Annotated in this window: 21 protein-coding genes and 1 pseudogene; 13 read left to right on the forward strand and 9 right to left on the reverse strand. The window is 69.8% G+C overall.

The annotated features are described in order from the left end of the window. The first annotated feature begins 71 nt into the window (after window positions 1-71). Entirely contained in the window at window positions 72-638 is a 567-nt protein-coding gene (locus ABZ795_RS06885) for an NUDIX hydrolase (protein WP_357529538.1), read from the forward strand. Here the strand turns inward: ABZ795_RS06885 and ABZ795_RS06890 are convergent, their stop codons facing one another. Next, on the reverse strand, window positions 639-2,060 hold the full coding sequence (locus ABZ795_RS06890) for a helix-turn-helix domain-containing protein (RefSeq protein ID WP_357529683.1): 1,422 nt from the start codon (window positions 2,058-2,060) through the stop codon (window positions 639-641). A gap of 544 nt (window positions 2,061-2,604) precedes the next feature. Between ABZ795_RS06890 and ABZ795_RS06895 the strand changes: the two are divergent. Further along, a pseudogene (locus tag ABZ795_RS06895) lies at window positions 2,605-2,952 on the forward strand (hypothetical protein); the annotation flags it as partial. After that, complete coding sequence (locus ABZ795_RS06900) at window positions 2,949-3,245, forward strand: hypothetical protein (RefSeq protein WP_357529540.1); 297 nt, start codon at window positions 2,949-2,951, stop codon at window positions 3,243-3,245. The pseudogene ABZ795_RS06895 and the gene ABZ795_RS06900, both read left to right, overlap by 4 nt. Window positions 3,246-3,325: 80 nt before the next feature. Here ABZ795_RS06900 and ABZ795_RS06905 read toward each other — a convergent pair whose 3' ends face one another. Both ABZ795_RS06905 and ABZ795_RS06910 read right to left on the reverse strand, forming a co-directional pair. Next, a complete protein-coding gene (locus ABZ795_RS06905) occupies window positions 3,326-3,700 on the reverse strand; it encodes a type II toxin-antitoxin system VapC family toxin (protein WP_357529542.1) in 375 nt (124 codons plus the stop codon). Further along, complete coding sequence (locus tag ABZ795_RS06910) at window positions 3,697-3,951, reverse strand: type II toxin-antitoxin system prevent-host-death family antitoxin (RefSeq protein ID WP_357529684.1); 255 nt, start codon at window positions 3,949-3,951, stop codon at window positions 3,697-3,699. The genes ABZ795_RS06905 and ABZ795_RS06910 overlap by 4 nt, the downstream gene beginning before the upstream one ends. A 126-nt stretch (window positions 3,952-4,077) precedes the next feature. Between ABZ795_RS06910 and ABZ795_RS06915 the strand changes: the two genes are divergently transcribed. The 3 genes from ABZ795_RS06915 to ABZ795_RS06925 all read left to right on the forward strand — a co-directional run bounded on the left by ABZ795_RS06915 (window position 4,078) and on the right by ABZ795_RS06925 (window position 6,617). Beyond that, window positions 4,078-4,317: a type II toxin-antitoxin system prevent-host-death family antitoxin gene (locus tag ABZ795_RS06915; RefSeq protein WP_357529685.1), complete on the forward strand. Its 240-nt coding sequence runs from the start codon at window positions 4,078-4,080 to the stop codon at window positions 4,315-4,317. A 515-nt stretch (window positions 4,318-4,832) separates the two neighbouring features. Further along, window positions 4,833-5,735, forward strand: coding sequence for a hypothetical protein (locus tag ABZ795_RS06920; RefSeq protein WP_357529544.1), 903 nt, complete (start codon window positions 4,833-4,835; stop codon window positions 5,733-5,735). Between the two features lie 249 nt (window positions 5,736-5,984). Next, window positions 5,985-6,617: a hypothetical protein gene (locus ABZ795_RS06925; protein WP_357529546.1), complete on the forward strand. Its 633-nt coding sequence runs from the start codon at window positions 5,985-5,987 to the stop codon at window positions 6,615-6,617. A gap of 136 nt (window positions 6,618-6,753) precedes the next feature. On the opposite strand, the gene ABZ795_RS06930 is transcribed toward ABZ795_RS06925, so the two are convergent. From ABZ795_RS06930 to ABZ795_RS06940, 3 genes are all read right to left on the reverse strand, one after another. Next, on the reverse strand, window positions 6,754-8,823 hold the full coding sequence (locus ABZ795_RS06930) for a hypothetical protein (RefSeq protein ID WP_357529548.1): 2,070 nt from the start codon (window positions 8,821-8,823) through the stop codon (window positions 6,754-6,756). Between the two features lie 145 nt (window positions 8,824-8,968). Continuing rightward, complete coding sequence (locus ABZ795_RS06935) at window positions 8,969-9,364, reverse strand: hypothetical protein (RefSeq protein WP_357529550.1); 396 nt, start codon at window positions 9,362-9,364, stop codon at window positions 8,969-8,971. 51 nt (window positions 9,365-9,415) lie between these two features. Then, window positions 9,416-10,012: a TetR/AcrR family transcriptional regulator gene (locus ABZ795_RS06940; RefSeq protein WP_357529552.1), complete on the reverse strand. Its 597-nt coding sequence runs from the start codon at window positions 10,010-10,012 to the stop codon at window positions 9,416-9,418. 82 nt (window positions 10,013-10,094) lie between these two features. On the opposite strand from ABZ795_RS06940, the gene ABZ795_RS06945 reads away from it, so the two are divergent. After that, window positions 10,095-11,252: an FAD-dependent monooxygenase gene (locus ABZ795_RS06945; RefSeq protein ID WP_357529554.1), complete on the forward strand. Its 1,158-nt coding sequence runs from the start codon at window positions 10,095-10,097 to the stop codon at window positions 11,250-11,252. Between the two features lie 149 nt (window positions 11,253-11,401). Next, the gene (locus ABZ795_RS06950) at window positions 11,402-11,869 is read left to right on the forward strand and encodes a hypothetical protein (protein WP_357529556.1); all 468 of its coding nucleotides are present in this window, start codon (window positions 11,402-11,404) and stop codon (window positions 11,867-11,869) included. Here ABZ795_RS06950 and ABZ795_RS06955 read toward each other — a convergent pair. The 3 genes from ABZ795_RS06955 to ABZ795_RS06965 form a co-directional block, all read right to left on the reverse strand. Further along, window positions 11,852-12,340, reverse strand: a complete 489-nt coding sequence (locus tag ABZ795_RS06955) for a GNAT family N-acetyltransferase (protein WP_327023316.1) — start codon at window positions 12,338-12,340, stop codon at window positions 11,852-11,854. The two genes, ABZ795_RS06950 and ABZ795_RS06955, sit on opposite strands and share 18 nt — an antisense overlap. Before the next feature lie 89 nt (window positions 12,341-12,429). Then, window positions 12,430-14,799, reverse strand: coding sequence for a glycosyl hydrolase family 65 protein (locus ABZ795_RS06960; RefSeq protein WP_357529558.1), 2,370 nt, complete (start codon window positions 14,797-14,799; stop codon window positions 12,430-12,432). A gap of 56 nt (window positions 14,800-14,855) precedes the next feature. Further along, complete coding sequence (locus tag ABZ795_RS06965) at window positions 14,856-15,566, reverse strand: A24 family peptidase (RefSeq protein ID WP_357529686.1); 711 nt, start codon at window positions 15,564-15,566, stop codon at window positions 14,856-14,858. A 674-nt stretch (window positions 15,567-16,240) separates the two neighbouring features. On the opposite strand from ABZ795_RS06965, the gene ABZ795_RS06970 reads away from it, so the two are divergent. The 5 genes from ABZ795_RS06970 to ABZ795_RS06990 all read left to right on the forward strand — a co-directional run bounded on the left by ABZ795_RS06970 (window position 16,241) and on the right by ABZ795_RS06990 (window position 20,732). After that, a complete protein-coding gene (locus tag ABZ795_RS06970) occupies window positions 16,241-16,810 on the forward strand; it encodes a hypothetical protein (protein ID WP_357529560.1) in 570 nt (189 codons plus the stop codon). Between the two features lie 68 nt (window positions 16,811-16,878). After that, window positions 16,879-17,748: a hypothetical protein gene (locus ABZ795_RS06975; RefSeq protein WP_357529687.1), complete on the forward strand. Its 870-nt coding sequence runs from the start codon at window positions 16,879-16,881 to the stop codon at window positions 17,746-17,748. Continuing rightward, the gene (locus tag ABZ795_RS06980) at window positions 17,745-18,407 is read left to right on the forward strand and encodes an SAF domain-containing protein (RefSeq protein WP_357529562.1); all 663 of its coding nucleotides are present in this window, start codon (window positions 17,745-17,747) and stop codon (window positions 18,405-18,407) included. Before ABZ795_RS06975 ends, ABZ795_RS06980 begins: the two co-directional genes overlap by 4 nt. Further along, window positions 18,407-19,207: a ParA family protein gene (locus ABZ795_RS06985; protein WP_327023320.1), complete on the forward strand. Its 801-nt coding sequence runs from the start codon at window positions 18,407-18,409 to the stop codon at window positions 19,205-19,207. The genes ABZ795_RS06980 and ABZ795_RS06985 overlap by 1 nt, the downstream gene beginning before the upstream one ends. Further along, a complete protein-coding gene (locus ABZ795_RS06990; RefSeq protein ID WP_357529564.1) occupies window positions 19,197-20,732 on the forward strand; it encodes a CpaF/VirB11 family protein in 1,536 nt (511 codons plus the stop codon). The genes ABZ795_RS06985 and ABZ795_RS06990 overlap by 11 nt, the downstream gene beginning before the upstream one ends.

The raw sequence follows: 20,732 nt of genomic DNA on the forward strand, positions 1-20,732 counted from the left end.
GAGAAGCTTGCGCAACTCTATGTAGTTGAGGTACCGCGGCGACTCCGTGCCGTTGGTCGGATACTGGCCGGATGGTGGAGGGACAGGACGTGAGGTCGACGCGGTGGACGATTCATGGTGAGCGGGTGGTGGACGGTAGCCGGCGGGCTCGGTTGAGCATCGCTGATGTGGAGTTGCCGGACGGGGTCCGCTTCGAGCAGTACGTGATTCGGGCGCCTCGGTCGGCGATGGTCGCGGTGCTTGACGGTCAGGGGCGGCTGCTGCTCATGCGGCGGCACCGATTTGTGTTCGACCGGTGGGTGTGGGAGCTGCCCGGTGGTTACGTCGATGAGGGTGAGGATGCGGCGGTGTGTGCGGTCCGGGAGGTTGAGGAGGAGACCGGGTGGCGTCCGGGTGCGTTGGAGCCGTTGTTGGCGTTTCAGCCGTGGGTGGCGACTGCGGACGCGGAGAATCTGCTGTTTCTTGCCAGGAGCGCGGAGCACATCGGTGCTCCGGTGGATGTCAATGAGGCCGAGCAGGTTGCCTGGATTCCGTTGGAGGAGGCTCGGCAGTTCGTCTCCCAGGGCGAGATCGTGGGTGCCGGTACGGTGATCGCGGTGTTGGAGTTGGTCGCGCGCAAGGCCCGGGGCGAGTTGTAGTCAGCGGCACTGGCCGAGGGCCGCGTCGATCCGGGTGATGAAGTGTCGTACGGCTGGTCGGCGGCGGTGTGACATGAGGTCCGTTTGTAGGTCGCGGATGTAGCGGACGGCGCGGGCGGACTTCAGTTGGGTGGCCAGGGTGAGGGCTTGGCCGCCGATGACGCTGGCTCGGTCGGGTTCGCCGTGGCGGGCTTGGGTGGTGGCCAGGAGTGCGAGGTTGAAGGCTTTGCCGCGTACGTAGCGTTCGTCCATGTGTAGGGATCGGGCGGCGAAGCGTTCGGCTTGGCGGTGTTGGCCGAGGGCGTTGAAGCAGTGGCCGAACTTGGCGGAGAGGTATGCCTCGTCGAAGTAGCCGAGCCACTGCGGGTCGCCACTGCGGTCGGCCCGGTCGAGGGCTTGCTCTGCCTGGTGTAGTGCGGTGGCGCAGGCGTGTTCGTCGCGGGCGGCGGCGTGGGCGTGGCCTTCCATGACCAGCGCTTCGGCGGTCAGCACGGTGATTCCGGCGCGGTGTGCGGTCTGTCGGGCGGCGCGGGCGAGGTCGACGGCGGTGGCGGTGTGGCCGAGGTAGGTGGCTTGGTGGCTCATCGCGGCAAGGATCTCGGCACCCAGGCCAGCGTCGTCGGCGTTTCGGGCCAGGTCGAGGGCATGGGTGAGGTAGCGCTGGGCGAGGCCGTGTTCGGCCATGTCGTACGCCTGCCAGCCGGCGAGTTGCGTCAGTTCGGCGACGGCGGCGAGCAGCTTGCGGCCGGTTGCCGGATCGTATCGGCCTTCGGTCACCAGGGGCCTGACCTCGTGATGGAGGTAGCGGGTGACGTTGTCGCGGGCGTGGCCGCCGCCATGCTGGTTGTCGAGTCGCCGGTATGTGGCGGTCATTTCTCGGATGGTGTCGATGTCGGGCTGACCGACCGTTCGGCGACCTTCCTGCGCGACGGGCTGCGTGCTGGTTGCGGTGAACCAGCGCAGGGCAGGCAGGGTGTACGCGGCGGAGCTGAATACGGTTTGGCGGAGCAGTTCTCGACGGTTCACGTCGCCTTCCCATAACTGCGCGGCAGCGCGGACATCCTCGCGCCAGGAGCGGTTGGCCGGCAGATCACTGTGCCGGGTGTTCCGGTGGTCGGCCATGTCCGCGCGATATGACCGCTGGCGAGGCGCGAGGCCGAGCGTCATCCGTGCCTCGTCAGGCATGGCGCAGCCGTCGGCGATGCGCTCCAGCACGTCGATGGAGGTCACCTTCCGGCCGGCGATGATCCGACTGACGTAGCCCTGCTCCAGGCCGACGGCGGCCCCGATGCGGGTCTGACTCGCGCCGGTGTGCCGAGTAAGCAGCCGGAACAGGGCAGCGATGTCGCGGGCAGCAAGAGCCGCGCGTATGTCCTGGTGCGACCAGAGGTCTTCGGGAATCCGTAAATGATCGAGCGGCACAGCGGCTCCAGGCGTCATCGGACGACTACTCATGGTGCTCAATCTGGAGCCTAGGGATGTTGTCCGGGCAGGTCGAGGCCGCCCATGTCACCGTGACATGACCAGCCGACATGGCCGCCACGCCTAGTCCGACGGAATCGTCTCGGACATGTTCTTCGATGCCGACAAGGCGGCTGGGGCTGGCGTGGGCGGGCACTCGCCACAACTCAGAGGCTCCTGTCTGGTCCGCCTTCCGGTAATGGGCGAGGAGGCGGGATCATCGTGACGCTCCGACCGCACCTGTACGTGCTGATCCGGTGGCTACTGCGGCAGCCCGAGTCACCACCCCCGCCGAGGACCGGACAGCGATACCAAGACGCCGAGCAGGCGGCGGCCCGGCGGCGGCTGCTCGACCAGGCGGCACGCCTGCGCTCCCCCTGCAGCCCCAGGCCGAGATTCAACATGTCGACCGATCGGTACGACGGGCCTGGGCGGGGGGAACTCCGATGAGCCGAACCGTGGCCGATTCAGCCGGCCGGTCAACTCCCAGAGGCCAGCGCGTCTCGTTCGACGAGTACCTCTCCGCCACCGCGTTGACGTTCGCCCGGCGGCATCGGCCGGTCTGGTCCTGGCAGAAGTGGCGGCGGATCTGCCAGTGCGGAGCCGATCTGCCCTGCCACGCCCGGCACCGCATCCCCATCAACCGTGGCCACTGGCCAGGAGAGGAGGCGCAGTGAACGACGACCAGGAGCACGCGATCCTCGCCGTACACATCCGAGGGCTCGACGGCATGTGCATCGGCTGCCGCGCGTGGTGGTCACGGCTGGCGCCGTACCCGTGCTGGCAGGTGGACTGGGCGACCAGCCGGCAGGCCCGCGCGAGCGTCGCCCGGTTCCTCGGCGGTGTGCAGTGACCACCCACGGCCCCGTCATGCCGATCTGGAGCTGCGGCGGCTGCGACCTGCCCTGGCCCTGCCCGACCCGGAGGCGAGAGCTACGCGCGGAGTACGCCGGCGCGCCGGTGTCACTGGCGCTCTACCTCGGCGTCTGCCTCGTGCAGGCCGCCGAGGACATGCCCTGGGCACCGGCCGGCGCGCTGCACCGACGGTTCATCGGCTGGGCCAGACAGCCGCCAGCAGTACAGCAGCGAAGTACAGCAACCGTGCCCGCCGAACCCGGCCGAGAAGTGCGTCAGCAGCCCGGATGACCTCGCACCACACCCCAGGCAATCCCAGAGTTCAGGGTTGCCTGCGGACGGAATCAGCCGGCGCTGAGAGGGCCGTCCGGTCACACCTTGAGGACGTCCACCTCGTACAGCGGTATCGACGCGTCGCGAGTGGCGAGCGTCAGGCCCTCGCTGATCGCCTGTGCCACGAGCATGCGATCGAAGGGGTCGCGGTGGTGGGGGGGCAGGCGGCCGGCTGCGATGACGTGGGCATGGGTCACTGGAAGTTCACGAAAACTCATGCCCCTTACTCGCTCAGCGATGTCAGAGGGACCTCCAAGCTTCCCGGCGCTCTGCTTCATAGTGATCTCCCAGAGGCTGACCGGGGAGAGAAAGATGTCTGGCTCGTGGCGTAGCTGATCGAGGAGTTCGGCACCAAGGGTCGCGTCGCCGGTGATGGCCCAGAGTGCGACGTGGGTATCGAGCAGCAGGGTCATGCGCCGATGCCGAAGTCGGCGGCGATCTCGGCGTTGGTCTGGGGCGAGTCCCAGTCGCCCGAGAGGCCCAGTTGCCCGGCGAGGGAGCCGATCGCCGTGCGGTTGGCCCGTCGGACAAGCGGCACCACCTTCGCCACCGGAGTTCCCGCCCGGTCGATGATGATCTCTTCGCCCCGTTCCACCCGTTCGATGATGCGCGACAGGTGAGTCTTGGCATCGTGCATGTTGTAGTGCACCGCTTCACCCGACATCATGCGATCCCCTCGTTTAGCTAACAGCTCAGCCAACCCGACCGGGCCCGTCACCGAGCGCCACCAAAACCAGGCAAACCCATCAGGGATCGAGGTACAGTTTTCTGTACCTTTCTGGAGGTGGCCATGCGGACCTCGAACTTCACCCAACTACGACAGAACCTAGCCGCCGAACTCGACAGGGTCATCAACGACGCCGAGGAAGTGGTGGTGACCCGCTCCGGCCACGAGCCGGTTGTGATCGTGTCGCTGGCCGAGTACGAGTCGATGAAGGAAACCGAATACCTCCTGCGCAGCTCCGGCAATGCCGCAGCCCTTCGCCGATCGATCGAGGAGCTTGGACGGGGGCGACACGGCCGAGCGTGAGCTGACTGATCCGAATACGGCGCGGGGCCTCGGGTGAGGCTCGTCTTCACCGCGACAGCGTGGAGCCAGTACCTCTGCCACACCGACCGCAAGCTGGTCAAGCGCATCAACGACCTCATCGCGGACGTGATTTGCAGCGGCTACGAGGGCATCGGCAGGCAAGGACGACGTCGAGATCATCGCCTGCCGGTACCGCTACGCCGACAAATAACGGACCGCGGTGGAGCCGGCAGCGCGCGGCCCTCATCGGTCGGCGTCTGGCCAATTCGCTCAAACCGCGGTTCCGATGGCGCATGTCGCAGGGCAGGACGGGTGCTGACTGACCAGAGTGGGGAAGGATAGGTTCCTGCGCATTAGCCGCTGGCACTTACTCGCACGTGGAGGTTCGGTTGGCCGGGATGCTGTACTACCCCTTCGCAAACGCTCCGGATGCAGTTCTGCATCAAGCGGTTCTGTACTGGGATGACCTCGCAACAGTCGTCGCTCCTGGATGGGAAAGCCGCCTCAGTGCACGAATGCGTGAGGTGCAGGACGCCGGACTCTATCGACCGCTGGAGGCCAACATGGCCTTCGGGCCCTACGAGCTGAGCGAGATCGAGGGAGAGCTCGACCACGCTCTCAAGCAAGTTCCACCCGACGACCTGATCCCACCTGCTAGTCCGACGGACGCTGAATTCAGCACACTTCACGTCGACAAGCTGCACAAGAGCGTCGTCGCGGAGCTGCTCGCTCGTCGGCTCGTCTACCCGCACCCACACAGCTCATCCCGGCTTGTCGCCGCGCCAGCCTTGCTGCACCTCGTCGTCAGCCTCATTGCCGAACGTATTGCCTCTGACAGCAACAGGCGGTCAGGATGCATCGGTCCTCAGGGACTACGGCCGCACACCAACGTTGATGTCGCTTATCGCCTCAGCACCGAACCCGCACCAGGCTACGACGTGACCGCCTGCTGGCAGGTCGACCTGGGCCCCCTTCTGCCTGTGCCACGTGATGTCATGATCAGCGACCTTGTGGCCTTCAGGGCCAAGTACGACGCCGAGAGGCGCCACCTGATGCTCACCATCGACAAGCTTCTGCACGAGCTCAAGCAGGCCAACCGCCACCCTCAGGATGCCTTCCGCCTGGTCGAACAAGAACTGTCCAGCGCGGTCGCCGAACTACACGCTGCCGCTCGTGCCACGAAGTGGGGTTGGGTTAAGCGATCACTGGCCGTCACTGTTGCAAGCGGCGCTGGCATCGGCGCGTCTATGGCGATCGCCCAGCCAGAGCTGGCCGCACCGCTAACGGTTATGTCCGGTCTAGCGGTCAACATGGCGTCCAGCCAGTCCCGACGAGGCGTCGGCAGGGGTGCGCTGGGCCATCCAGCCGACTACACGTACCTGCATCGGACAACGAAGCTGGTCCGAGAAGACACCTGATCAAGGCAACAAGAAGGCAGCACATGCTCGACACGGGTCGACTTCGAGCGCAACGTGGTTGGCAGCCTCGGCCCTAGAAGCCGTTGACGGGCAAGAGCGACTACTTGTTCCGATCGACGGAAAAATGTAGACAGAGATCATTATCCCCGCTAGCTTGGCCCCACTGGAAGAATGATTTGGAGGGCTGGATTGCTTATCGGGTCTAATTCGGGTACGCATACCCGTTCCACTTATCGCAAGGTCATTACGATGGCGGCATCGCTCGTGCTGTTGGCCGCCGGCTCGATGCTGCTGGCACCGCCCGCGTCAGCGGCCGTCACGCGGCCAGCTGAGACGAAGGTGCCGCAGCCGACAATCAGCTTCCCGGCTGGGGACAGCGTGGTCGAGGGCGGCCAGATTGCCATCAGGTTTGCCGCGAACGGTCACCCCAAGGTGATCAGCTACAGGTACAGCATCGGCGACACCAACCTGGGCCGCGAGGTCCAGGCGGGCCCAGATGGAACAGCCAACGTCACAGTCGATGCCGGCAACGTAAGCGGTGAGCATCTGGTGTACGCGGTGGGAGTCGACCGGCGAGGCCGGCTCAGTCCCATGACGCAGGAATCCTTCGCGGTCTCTGTCATGTGGAGCATTCAGGGCCAGGCGCTCGACATGACTACCTGGCTGCCGGTGGCAGGGGCGACGGTCCGGCTGGAACCGGCCGGGATCGAAGTTGTCACTGGTCCTGACGGCCGCTTCCAGTTCGCTGCCGATCCGGGCCTCTACACGCTCATCGGCACATACGCCGGTCCGCCGAGCCTTGCGGGCAGCAGTCAGGAATTGGAGGTTGACGGTCAGGGAATGTGGTTCGACCTGTACCTGTTCCCAGATGGCGGAAGCTGACCGCCAGAACCAGTCAGCGATGCGGTGGGCCCGCTCGATGGCCCCGGCGTTGACGCCCGGCCGGATCGGTGCACTCTTCCCGCGTGCGGGAAGAGTGCACCGGATCGTAGGGAAGCGGCTCACCGACGGACACACGTCAGCGGCGTACGGTGACCTTTGCGCTGGTGGACTTGCCGTTGGCGTGGCCGGCCTTGCGGGCGATCACCGTCACGGTGAGCTTCTTGCCGCGCATCTTCGAGGTCAGCTTCAGCGTTTTGCCGGTCGCTCCCTTGATCAGCTTCCCGTTGAGCCGCCACTCGTACTTGTAGGAGTCCACCTTCGGTGACCAGGTGCCGACCAGGGCCTTGACCTTCCGGCCGACCTTGGGCGTACCGCTGATCTTGGGTTTCTTGGTCGCCTTGGAGGCCTTGCCCGTGGCGACCGCGACGGTGGCCTTCGAGGTGGCCTTGCCGTTGGGGTGTCCGGGTCGGATCGCGGTCACGGTGACCGTCAGCTTCTTGCCGCGCAGCTTGGCCGGGATGGTGAGGGAGGCACTGGTGGCGCCCTTGATCGCGGTGCCGTTCGCCGCCCACTGGTACTTGTACGAGGTGGCGCTGGGGGTCCAGGTCCCGGTGCTGGCCTTCACGACCCGGCCGGCGGCCACCGTGCCGGTGATCGTCGGCAGCTTCGTGGCCTTCGGGGCGGGCGGTGCGACGATCTGGAATCTGCTGGCCCACGTCTCCGAACGGCCGAGTTCGTCGTGTGGGGTGAGCCGGACCGTCGCCGGCCCGGTCGCCACGCCAGTCAGGTCGGCGTACACCAGCATCATCGAGCCGCCGCCGGTCAGGTGGTGGACCTGCGCGGGTACCGGCTTGCCGTCGGAGGGGATGACCTCGATGAGGTCCTGCTTGTGCATGCCGTAGCCGGTCAGCTCCAGCAGGTGCACGGCGCCGGTGGTCACCGACCCCGGTTCCACGTGGTCGATGACGACCAGACGACGTTTGAGCTGGAAGCGGTGTTCGGTGACGTCGGAGGTGGCGCCGGTGGCCGTCACACTCCAGAGGAGTACCTCGTGGGCGCCGTCCGTCGGCGGCGTCCAGGACACGGTCGCCGTTCCGTCCGGGCCTGCGGGGACGGCGATCGACGGGGCGCCGTTGATCCGGTACCGGAACTCCGTCGTGCCGGGCATGCCGGCGGTGAAGGTGAAGGTGCCCGGCCACACCCGGCCGGTGCCGTTCGAGGGGAAGTCGGTCGAGGTGACCACCGGACGGTTGGAGACCGACCAGAGGATGGTGTTGGCACGGGTCTGCACACCGGCGGCATCGCGGGCGAAGACGTTGATGTAGTGGGTGCCTCGGACGGTGGGCAGGAGTTGGAAGGTGGCGCTGCCGTCGGCCGCCGGAGTCAAAACCTGTCGGCGGTTCTCGTCGGAGTTGACGGTGACCACGTACTCGACGGGGTTCGCCATGCGGGTGCGGGCGATGAAGGTGGTCGGTGTCACCCAGCCCACCCCGGGGATGCGCGACACGGTGGGGGTGGCGCCGTCGACGGAGTAGGAGACGTACCGGCTCGCGGAGATCGTGCCGTCGGCGCTGACACTGTGCACCAGGAGGTTGTCGATCTCGTGGTGGACGGCTGTCCAGGTGAGGTCCGCGGTTCCGTCCGGGCGCGCGTCCACCGTGCCGGTGCTGTACGTCGCGTGCACCCGGTCGCGGAGGCTGTAGGTGTAGGAGACGACATCCGGCCGACCCGGCCGCAGGCGTACCGTCCGCGACTCGCCGACCACCACCTTCGCGCCGTCCTCACCGCGATCGACCAGCCGTGGGCCGTCGTCGACCTTGAAGGTGTAGGCCGTCTCGCTCGATTGCGGGCCCTCGGGGGTCACGTCCCGGACGTAGAGCGTCTGCAGACCCGCCTGAGTGGGGGCGATCGACACGTACCCCAGGCGATCGACGGCCGGGACCGTGCCGGAGGGGCCGTCGTCGCCGAGTCGCCAGGCGAAGGCCACCGTGTCGGTACGGTGCGTCAGGAAGCGGAAGGTGCCCGCCACCCCGATGGTGTAGTCGAGTTTGGGCGGGTTGGGATACATCGGATACCCGTCCGACGTCACCGTCGGTGGGCGTACGGTCTGCTCGGATTGCAGGGTGGTCACGGCTGCCGAGGCGGGGGTGACCACCGCTACGGCGCCGCCGGAGCCGCCGAGTGCCGTGACCGTCAGCAGTGCCACGATCCGTCGAGCTGAGCGCGAGCCGATGCGCATCCGTCCCCCAGGTACCGACCGGGCGATGATCACCCGGGACAGATGATATTGACAGACGCCAGCGGGCCCGGACAAGGTGGATGTCCGCCCGGCCCGCAGGTCGGGTGTGCCCTCAGCGGCCTGCCCAGAGCCAGAACGCCATCAGCGCCATGCCACTCACGCCCATCGCGAGAACCCCCTCGCGGGGCAACTCGCGCGACACCGGTGGCGGAGCGCATCCGGTCGGCCAGTAGTCCACCGTCAGGTCGCTGTGCAGTCGGGGCAGCCGGCTGCCCTCGAATTGCGAGCTCCTGAGGCCGCAGAGGACCGCCCCGTCCGGGGTGTCGACTCTGACGAGGGCGACGAATGGTCGACCGATGCTGTCTTGTTCGATGGATATCACGGTGGCCGGGCGCAGCTCTCCGGTCGGCGAGGGCGGCCCCAGGTCGGAGAAGATCCCGGCCAACAGGATCAACAGGGAGGCGAACAATCCCGCGACGGGCACTGCCGGATAGGCACTGTGACGCATGCCGGCGAAGCTAGTGCGCGCGGTCAAACCCTGAGCGTCATCGCGCCCTGGTCATTGGGCGACGGCGGGAAATCCGTCGGTCAGCGCCGCGATGGCGCGGTGCAGACGTCCGGCGGCGGGCGTGCCGGTGCCGTCGGTCAACGCCAGGTGGTGCAGCACTGCGGCGACGACCAGGGCCAGCGCCTCCGGGTCGGCACTGGCGGGCACCCGGCCCAACTGCTGCTCGGCGGCCAGATACCGGGCGATCGAGCGTTCGACCGGTTGCAGGCCGGCGCTGCCGGGGCCCAGCACCGCTTCGACCTCGGCGGTGATGCCGGGCCGGTACGCCATCAGCCGGGTCATCGTCACCAGGGTGGTCGGCGGGAGGGCCTGGCCTACCTCGCTGAGGTTCTCGGTGACCGTCGCGCTCCCGGCGCGGGCCGGGAGCCCGGCCACCGCACCGGCCAGTTGGAAGCTGCGGTCGACCGCGTAGCCGACGAGGAAGTCGTCGAAGTTCGTGAAGTGGGTGAACAGCAGCCCGGTGGCGACCCCGGCCTCCCGGGTCACGGCCCGACTGGTGAGTCGGCTGGATCCCTCCTCCACGATGACTCGCTCCGCGGCAGCGAAGAGGTGCTGCCGAGGCTCGGGGGTGGCGACTCCGCGCGGCATACCTGCGATCTTAGGCCGCTCCGGGCACCCACGACGGCAAGAATGAGCGTACGCTCATTCCTGGGTCTCGGAAGGGGGACGGATGAGGCGAGCGGTGATCGTCGGGGCGGGCATCGCCGGTCTGGCCGCGGCAACACGGCTGGGCCGTGGCGGCTGGCGGACGACCGTGGTGGAGCGGGCCCCGGCCCGGCGCAGCAGCGGCTATCTGGTGAACCTGCTCGGGTCGGGGTACGACGCCGCGCAGCGGCTCGGCTTGCTCCCCGCCCTCTCCGACCGCGCGCTGGGTTCCTTCACCACCGTGCTGGTCCGGGCGGACGGGCGGCCGAAGTTCACCGTGCCGGCGGCCCTGGCCGAGGCCACCCTCGGCCCGCGCGCCATGACGGTGTTCCGGGGCGACCTGGAGGCCGCGCTGTACGACACGGCCCGCGAACACACCGAGTTCCGCTTCGGCACCACCGTCACCGCGATCCACCAGGATGCCAACCAGGTACGGGTAGCGCTCAGCGACGGCAGCACCGAGGAGGCCGACCTGCTCGTCGGCGCCGACGGGGTGCACTCCGCCACCCGTGCGTCCGTGTTCGGCGCGCAGCACCGGGTAGACCTGCCGTACGTGGTGGCCGCGGTCCCGCTCGCCGAACCGGTGGCGCAGGTGCCCGAGTCGTCCGCGACGACCTTCATCGGGCCCGGCCGGACGGCAGCGGTCATCAACCTGGGGCCCGGCCGATCCTCGGCCTTCTTCACCTACCGCTGCCAGGATCCGGGGCGGGAGGTGGCGCGGGGTGCCCTCGACGCCCTGGGGGCGACCTTCGCCGATCTCGGCGGGGGCTTACCCGAGGCGCTCCGACAGGTGGCCGACGATCCCGCCAGCGCCTACTTCGACCAGGTCAGCCAGGTGGTCATGCCACGGTGGAGCGACGGCCGGGTGGTGTTGCTCGGAGATGCCGCCTGGTGCGTCACCCTTTTCGCCGGGCATGGCGCCGCCCTGGCCCTGGCCGGTGCGGACCGGCTCGGCGCCGCCCTGAGCCGGACCGGCCAGGACATTCCCGCCGCCCTCGCCGGATGGGAGGCGTCGCTACGACCGGAAGTCGTCAAGCGGCAGGCACTCGCCCGTCGCGGCATGCACCAGTACGCCCCACCGAGCCGCGTCCACGTGTGGCTGAACGACGTCACGATGCGCGCGATCACCCTGCCCGGCGTACGTGGTGTGCTGCGGCGCGCGGTCGAACGGCAGAACCGCTGACCCGTCCGGTTGTCGAGGACGGGCAGGTGAGACCGGTTGCCCGGTCAGGTGCTGCCGACGCCGGTAGGGGTGCCGTGTCGTTGATCCGGTTGTGCCCGTTGCCCGCCGGTGGCCACCGTGAGGGCGTCGACAACCCCGGGAGGTACGCCGTGACCAGCGAACGCGAGACCGTCGAGGTCGAACCCGCCCTGTTCCAGGCCGTCTACGACTCGCCCGCCTCGCTGCCGGGCCGACACCGCTGGACCACCCCCGAGACGGACGTACGGCGGATCGAGAAGCTGCTGAACATGCCGCCGCGCACCATCGGTGCTCCGCTGTGGGTCAGCGGCGACGAGCCGGACTGCCCGAAGTGCGATCGCCGGATCAGCTGGTACGACATCGTCTCCTCGGCGCTCAAGGGCGTGCACGACCCGATGATGATCGCCACGGTGATCCTCGGCGAGCGCCGCTACGTCAACACCGGCCTCCCCGATGCCATCGCGGGCGTACGCTGCGCCGACTGCCGCACCCCGATCGAGGGCCTGCGCAGCTTCAAGTGCCACAACTGGGCGTACGCCTTCGAGGCGCTGACCGCCGTACGGGAGCGGATGGCGGGCGGCTCAGCCCTCGGCGAGTAGCGACAGCACGTGCCGCAGCCCGGGACGACCGTCGATCGACACCTCACCGGTCGGGGTGAACCCGGTACGCCGGAGCACCGCCAGCGAGGCGGAATTGTCCAGGGTGGTCACGGCGGTCAGCCGGCGCAGCCCGTACGCCTGACGGGCTAGAGCGGCCACCCGGCGTACGCCGTCGGTGGCCACCCCGCGCCCGGCGGCGCGCTGCGCCACCCGGTAGCCCAACTCGGCCTCGCCCGCGGCCACGTCGACCAGGTTGAACCGGCCCAGCACCTCCCCCTGGTCGACCAGTACGTGGAAGTGGCAGCGCCCGGTGGCCTGCTCGGCCAGCAGGGCGGCGTGCCGGTCGGCGAACGTGGCGAAGTAGTCGTCGCCCCGGTCCGGCACCGAGGCGGCGAACCACGCGCGGTTGTCGCGTTCGAAGGCCAGCAGCGGTTCTGCGTGCTCGGCGCTGAGCCGTTCCAGTTCGGGCATCCGCGCACCTTACGCGGCCCGCCGCCCGCAAGCCGAGTTGTTAACAGGGGGCCCTTGCTCTACCGGAGGCGTTAATAAGGTGCCCTTCCTTACCGCCCCTGGGGGCGGCGGCCGTCCGGGGAGTGCGGTTCGGGCCCGAAGTCGGGCACCGACGGCATCGGCCGCGTCGCCGGTTCTCCGGCGCTGACCCGTAGCCGCTCGCCGTGGTGCCACAGCTCGACGGTGGTTCCGGTGGGAGCGTCGGGCAGTTCGTAGCGGGCCTCATCGGCGGTGAGGGTGACCAGTAGCCGATGCCCGTGCCAGCACAGGCTGAACGCCAGCCGCTCGATCCGGTCCGGCAGCCGGGGGTCGAAGGAGAGCAGTTCCCGGTCGTCGCGCATCCCACCGAAGCCCTGCACCAGGGCCAGCCAGGCGCCGCCCAGGGAGGCCAGGTGCAGGCCGTCGCCGGTCTTGTCGCCGAGATCCTCCAGGTCCTGCAACACCGACTCGGTGAACAGGTCGTACGCCAGGTCCAGGTGGCCCAGTTCGGCGGCGAGGACCCCCTGTGGGCTGGCCGACAGGGAGGAGTCCCGGACCGTCCGGGGCTGGTAGTAGGCGAAGTTGGCGGCCTTCTCCTCGGCGCTGAACTCGCCCGGGCAGCGTTGCATCGCCAACACCAGGTCGGCCTGCTTGACCACCTGGTGCCGGTACAGCTCCAGGTAGGGGAAGTGCAGCAGCAGGGGGTAGTCCTTTTCGCTGGTGCCGGCGAAGTCCCACTCGGGCTGCTCGGTGAAGCCGGCGGACTGCTGATGCACCCCCCGTTTGGCGTCGTACGGCACGGTCATGGCCTCGGCCGCGGCCCGCCAGGCGGTCACCTCCGCCGGGTCGACCCCCAACCGACCCGCCGCCTCGGGGTGGCGTCGCACCGCCTCGGCGGCGCCGCGCAGGTTCCGCCGGGCCATCAGGTTGGTGAACAGGTTGTCGTCGACCAGGGCCGAGTACTCGTCCGGGCCGGTGACCCCGGTGATGTGGAAGCGGCCGTCGTCGGTGTAGTGCCCGTATCCGGCCCACAGCCGGGCGGTGGCCACCAGCAGGTCCAGTCCGGGCCCGGCCAGGAACTCCTCGTCCCCGGTGGCGGTGACGTAACGCAGCACCGCGTCCGCGATGTCGGCGTTGACGTGCAGCCCGGCCGTACCGGCGGGCCAGTACCCGGAGCACTCCTGTCCCCCGATGGTGCGCCAGGGGAAGGTGGCCCCGGTCAGCCGCAGCTCCGCCGCCCGCTCAAGGGCCTGGGGCAGGTGCGCGTGCCGCCAGCGCAACGCCGATCGGGCCACCTCGGGCGCTACATAGGTGAGCACCGGCAGGACGTAGCCTTCGGTGTCCCAGAGCACATGGCCGTCGTACCCGTTGCCGGTCAGCCCCTTGGCGGGGATGGTCCGGTCCCCGTCCGGGCGGCCCGCCTGGATCAGGTGGAACATCGCGAACCGGATCGCCTGTTGCAGCTTGTCGTCACCGTCGAGCAGCACATCGGCGGTACGCCAGGCGGCGTCCAGGGCGGCCCGTTGTTCCTCGCGCAGGGCGGCGAAGCCGTCCGCCCGGGCGGCCAGCGCCTCGGTCATCACCTGGTCGGCCAGGTCGCCGGGCGAGGTGCCGTCGACCGGCTCCCACTCGTACGCCGCGAAGGTGGTCAGGGTGACCCGCTCACCGGGGGACAGGGTCCCGGTGAGGCTCAGCCGGATCCGGTCCTCGGTGGCGTCCAGGCTGTCCGAGAAGTGATCGGGTGTCGTCGGCTGGTGTGCCACCGCGACGGCCACCCGCTGGCCGCTGTGCTCGGTGCGGTGCACCAGCACCCCGGCGGTGCCGTCGACCTGGTGCAGCTCACCGGCCAGCGGATCGTCGATGACGGCGGCGGCGCGCGGGTCGTCGGCCCGGTCCGGGATGGGCTCGTTGGCCACCAGGTCGGCGCAGATCCTCAGCTCGACCGGCTCGTCCAGGGCTTCCACCGTCCACTCGACCGCCCCCACCCGGCGACGTCGCAGGGACACCAGTCGGGTGCTGCGTATCCGGACCGGATACCCGCCGGGGGAGGTCCATTCGGTACGGCGGTGCAGCACCCCGGCGCGCAGGTCGAGCACCTGCTCGTGGTCGTGCAGGGTCCCGGTCCGGACGTCCAGGGGGTCGCCGTCGACCCAGAGCCGGATGAGGCTGGCGTTCGGTGCGCTGATCACCGTGTCGGACAGTTGCGGGAAGGCGTGGCCGTCCTCGGGGTAGTTCAGCTTGCGTCGCTCGTGGAAGCCGTTGAGGTAGCTGCCGGGCATGTCGCAGGGGCGGCCCTCGTCGAGGGTGCCGCGCCAGCCCAGCCAGCCGTTGCTCAACGCGAACACCGACTCGGTCTCACCGAGCCGATCCAGGTCCTCGTGGGTACGCCGGATCCGCCAGCACTCGTCCGGCTCCGACGAGCGATCGGGGGTGCGCTGCACTACGCCTCCTGACGGGGGTTCGAAAGGGTGGCAGACCCAATTCCCCGTCGCCCCGCTCACCACACCAGCAGCAGCGCCCCCAGGGTGCCGAGCACCAGGTACGGCCCGAAGGGCAGGTGCGACGACCAGCGGGCCCGACCGGTGACCAGCAGCCCGAGGGCCACCAGGCCGGACATGGTCACCGCTAGCAGCAACCCCAGCACCGGCATCGCCCAGCCGTACCAGCCGAGCAGGGCGCCCGCCCCCAGGGCCAGTTTGGCGTCCCCGATACCGAAGCCCCGGGCCCCGAACAGCAGGGTGGTCAGGGCGAAGAAGCCGGCCAGACCGAGGGCCGAGGCGCTGGCCCTCAGCCATGGGGTCGGCCCGGTGTCGATCAGCGCGGTCAGGCCGAGCAGCAGCCAGGTGCCGGCGGCGGCGGGCAGGGTCAGCCGGTCGGGCAGCCGGTGTACCGCCAGGTCGATGAAGATCAGCGGCACCGCGAAGCCCAGCCACCAGGCCGCGGCGATCAGTTCCCCTGCGGGCGGACCGGCCAGCAGCAGCAGGACGACGGCGACCAGGGTGACCAGTTCCACCGTGCCCGGTGGGGCCCCGATGCGGGCGCGGCAGGTGCCGCAGCGGGCGGTCGGGCCCAGTGCCGGCCAGGGCCGGTCCAGGCGGATCGGGGTGCCGCAGGCCGCGCAGCCGCTGCGGCGTTCGGTTCCCGGGGGTACGGCGTGCCGGGCGACGGCGTACCGCAGCAGCGGGATGAGGGTCAGTCCGGCCGCCAGCCGGGACCACCGGCCAGCGGAGGTGGCAGGTCGGCGGGCCGGGCTGTCGGAGGGCGCCGGCTCGGTGGCGGAGGGCCGGGTCACGCCGACCACCCCACCGAAGTGAACACGGTACGTAGTCTGACCGCTCGGATGCCGTGGTCAACCGGAGGTTGCGAAACGGAACCCTCAAGGTCGACCGCGACTGGGCCGACCAACCCTCCCGGCGTTGGTGGAATTCCCACGGTGCGCAATTGACGGTCGATTACGTGCGCCTGATCGGGGGACGGATCGGTCCACAAGCCACTTCCCACCCCACCCCGGCGGGCCTCGGCCTCCTGTCCACGGGACTGGATTCCCGCCGGGCGCCGCCCGGGCCCCAGCCCCGTCAACACCTCCCCGACCGGCCTCGGCAACCCTGCGGTAATCATCGAGCACCACCACCGTCCATGACTCAGAGTAGTCACATGAATTGCCTCTGTTGCATCGGCCGGCGTCAGCTTATGCTCGCCCCTTGGATGTGACGCAACCCACGTCCGGTGGCCATAACCACCCAGGACAGTGCATTTGCGGAAGATCCACAAGGGCAAATGCGACTGCGTATCGGACCGGCCCGGAGAGGAACATCCGGTCGCGCCGCCGCACGCCCGAAGAGTCGGCGACGGCGGTCGCCGGGTCGGTACCGAGGAGGCACGGTGCGAGCACGGCAGTTGAGTCGCTGGACGGCCGGCCTGGTCGCGGTGGCCACAGTCGGCGCGACCACCGCCTGCGCCAGCCCACCGGAGGCCACCGGCGGACCCTTACCGGACCGCAGCCGGACCACCGGCGACGAACGGGCCGCCGAGGAGAAGGCCGCCGAGAAGGCGGCCCTGAAGGCGTACGCCGGTTATCTGACCGCCTCCCGCGCGGCCAGCCGCAACAGTGACCCGCAACATCCGGAACTCACCCGGTTCCTGGCCGACCCCCTGCTGACCCGGGTCCGGCTGAGCCTCGTGCAGGCTCGCGCCAACGGCGCGATCAGCGCGGGAACCCTGCGCTCCGATCCCGAGGTCATCTCGATCGATCTGGACGGGAAACCACCGGCCGTGGAGATACAGGACTGCGTCGACGCCACCGGCTACCGGCTGGTCTACGTCGCCGACAAGAAGAAGGTCGTGCCGGGCACCCGGGGCACCCGTCACCTGGCCACCGCCACGGCCACCCGCTATCCGGACGGTCGCTGGCTGATCAGCAGCGGCTCCGCCCACCCGGACCAGCCGTGCTGACCCGGGCGGCACACCACCGGGCACCCCGCCGGGCCCTGCGCCGGGTGCTGCTCGGCGCCACCCTGACCCTGCTGCTGGTCACCGGCCCCCAGGTGCCGGCCGATGCGGCCGACCCGGGCGCCGAATGCCCACCGGCCCAACCCAACTGCAACGTCTGGGACGACGACCCGGGCACCCCCGGTGGCGGGGGCAACGGTGGCGACGACGGCGGGAACAACGGCGGTGGAAGTGGCGGCGGCGGAGTCTGCCAGTGGCGAGGGCAGACCGTCCCCTGTTACCACGAGGACGCGGGCTGGTTCAACAGCTCAGACGGCTGCTACTACCAGCTCTCCGTGCCCCAGCAGGAGGCGCCCGACGGGTGGCAGTGGTACACGATCACCTGCGACGCCATCTCGCTGGGCAGCGTACGCACCGAGCTGAGGGAGGAGCCGCCGCCGGGCTTCGGTGCTCCACCCGACCCGGAGGAGCTGGCCCGCCGGGCCTTCGCCTCGATCACCCTGCTGGCCCCCCGGGCGGCCGTCGCCCCCCGCAAGGACATCGGCCCCGGGCTGGTCGGGCTGCCGGTCTGGATGTGGGCCAGCCGAGGTCCCACCTACTTCGGCCCGCAAGGCGCCTCCGCCTCCGATCGAGGTCTGACGGTGACCATCGAGGCCGAGGTCGACCGGATCGTCTGGGACATGGGCAACGGCGACAAGGTCACCTGCGACGGCCCGGGCACCGCGTACGACCGGCGGGGTCGACACGCCGGGCAGCGCTCTCCCGACTGCGGCTACCACAACGGCTACACCAAGGCCGGCACCTACCGGGTTCAGGCCACGACGCACTGGAGCGTCACCTGGCGCAGCAGCAGCGGCACGACCGGGAGCATCGGTGGGGTCACCCGCACCACCGGCCCGGTGGAAATTCAGATCAACGAGCTTCAGGTGGTGACCCGATGAGCGTGGCGACCCGTAACGGACCCTCTCCAGTGGACGCCCCGGTCGCCCCACCCAAGGTGGTCCGGCAACGCCGGGTCCGCCCCGGGCTGCTCGGGCTGGCCGTACTGCTGATCGCCCTGGGTGGGCTGGGTTCGGCCTTCGCGGTCACCTCGGTCCGGGCGACCGGCAGCTACCTGGCGATAGCCCGGACGGTGGAGGTGGGCAGCGTGCTCAGCGCCAGTGACCTGGTCTCCGTGCAGGTGGCCGGTGGGCAGGGGCTCGACCCGCTGCCGGCCGGTCGACTGGCCGAGGTGGTGGGTATGCGGGCCGCCGTCTCCCTGGCCCCCGGCACCTTGCTGACCATGGCGCAGCTCACCGACAAGCCCCTGCTCGGCCCGGGTCAGCAGCAGATCGCGCTGGGGTTGCGTACCGCCCAGGTGCCGGCTCCCAAGCTTCGCCCCGGCGACCAGATTCTGCTGGTCAGCACCCCCCGCGACGACAACAGCAGCAACTCCTCGTCCGGCACCACCCGGTTCACCGCCACCGTCACCGACGCGGTCAGCACGGACGGCCGCGACGAGGTGGTGGTCTACCTGGCCCTGGCCGTCCGGGACGTACCGGCGGTGGTGGCGTTGGCCGCGCAGGACCGGATCGCGGTCGTGCTCACCAAGGCGGCCTGATGGCGCTCATCGCGCTGGTCTCGGCCAAGGGTTCGCCCGGGGTGACCACCACGGCGCTTGCCTGCGCGCTGAGTTGGCACCGCCGGGTGGTCCTGGCCGAGTGCGACCCGGCCGGCGGCTCGATCCTCGCCGGCTACCTGGGCGGCGCCCTGGAGGGGCCACGCGGCCTGGGTGAACTGGCCGTCGGGGAACTGCGCGACGGCAACCTGGACACGGCCTTCTGGTCGCAGCTGGTCGATCTGGACGCGCCGCGTCGGGAACGTCTGCTGCTGCCCGGGGTCGTCGACCCGGCCCAGGCCGGCAGTGTCATCCCGCTGTGGCAGCGGTTCGCGGACTTCTTCACCGGGCTGGAACACGGCGACCCCCCGTACGACGTGATCGTCGACTGTGGTCGGCTGCAGGTGGTCGGCCCGCCCTGGCCCCTGCTGCGGGCCGCCTCGGTGGTGCTGGTGGTCACCCGGGCGCAGCTACCCGACCTGTCCGGCACCCGGGCCATGCTCAAGACCCTGGAACGGGACTTCGCCGAGCATCGGGTGGAGCCCGGCACCCTGCGGCTGCTGCTGATCGGCGACGGCCACGGCAAGGGCGAGATCAGCAAGGCCCTCCAGCTACCGGTGATCGCCCGGCTGCCGCACGATCCGCGTACCGCGGGGGTGTTGAGCCTGGGCGGCACGGTGCGCGCCGGGCGGCCGTTGCTGCGGGCCGCCCGCGAGCTGGAGGTGCCGGTCGGGGCCCTGCTGGAACGGCGCCGAGCCCGCCTGGCCTGGCCGGTCTCGCAGGGGGTGCCGGATGCGCTTTGAGCCGGTCTCCTCGGATCCTCGTCGGCAGCCACCCGGAGCCACCTCGATCGCCCCGCCGTTGCCCCCGGCCAACGGTCGACACCACACCGCCCCGCCGGTGCCGGTGTCGGCGGTGTCGGCGACGGCCGAACCCGCACCCCGGGCCCGGGTGGACTTCCAGGTGGTCCGGGAGCTGCGCCGTCAGCTCAGCGAGGAGCTGACCCGGTGGCAACGGGGCCGGGAGTTCAGTGTCGACGAGGAGGACACCGAGCGGGCCCGGCTGGCGGTGCTGCTGGTGGCCGAGTACGCCGACTCGGTGCGCCGGGCCGGCACCCCGATGCCCGCCGGGGAGGAACGGCTGCTGCTCGACCAGGTCACCGCCGAGTTGGCCGGTCTCGGTCGACTTCAGACCCTGCTGGTCGACGACACCATCGAAGAGGTCCACATCCTCGGCTGTGACCAGGTACGCATCACCCGGCACGGGGGTGGGGTGGACTGGGTCGAGCCGATCGCGGACAGCGACGACGAGTTGGTGGAGATCCTCCAGGCGGCGGCCCGCCGGGCCGGGGCCACCGAACGGTCCCTGTCCACCTCGAAGCCGACCCTGGACCTGCAACTGCCCGACGGCAGCCGACTGGCGGCGGTGTTCCTGGTCAGCCACCGCCCGTACGCGGTGATCCGCAAGCACAACACCCTCGAGGTGACCCTGGACGACCTGGCCGGCAGCCGAGCCGACCTGGACGAGATGATCGACCCCCTGGTGCGGGACTTCCTCCGCGCCTCGATGCGGGCCGGACTGAACATCATGGTCGCCGGGCTGGCCGGGGCCGGTAAGACCACGGTCATCCGGGCCCTGATGAGCGAGATCCCACCCGACGAGCCGTACGTGCTGCTGGAGGAGAGCCGGGAGTTGCTGCCGGCCCGCCGGACCGGACGGCACCGGGCGGTGATGAGCTTCGAGGCCCGCGAGGGGCACGGTGAACGCGGGCCGGACGGTCGACCGGCCGGTGAGATCAGCATCGCCGACCTGATCCCGGTGTCACTGCGGATGGGGGTACTGCGGATCATCGTCGGTGAGGTGCGGTCCCGGGAGATCGTGCCGATGCTCCAGGCGATGACCACCAGCCGGGGGTCGATGTGCACGATCCACGCCCGTACCCCGGGTGGGGTCAGCGAACGGATCATCGAGTTGGCCCTGGCCCACGGCCGGGAGATGACGGTCGACCAGGCCCGCCGGATGGCCGGCAACGCGCTCGACCTGATCGTCTACGTCACCGTCGAGGACGAGACCGGCATCGGCGGGCGCAAGCACCGGTTCGTCTCCCACATCGAGGAGGTGATCGGGGTCGGTGACGGCAACCGGATCACCACCACGAAGGTGTTCGCGCCCGGCCCGGACGGTCGGGCGGTGCCCCGACACCTGCCCGAACGGGTCCGGGACCAGTTGCTGCGGGTGGGCTACGACGCCCGGCTGTTGAGCCGCTGGATCGAGGCCGGGCAGGGTGCCTGGCGCCGCCCCAAGCAGACCCGACTAGGTCGGCGGTGA

This window comes from Micromonospora sp. NPDC047134 (assembly GCF_040643455.1).
In the GTDB taxonomy this organism is placed as follows: Bacteria; Actinomycetota; Actinomycetes; order Mycobacteriales; family Micromonosporaceae; genus Micromonospora.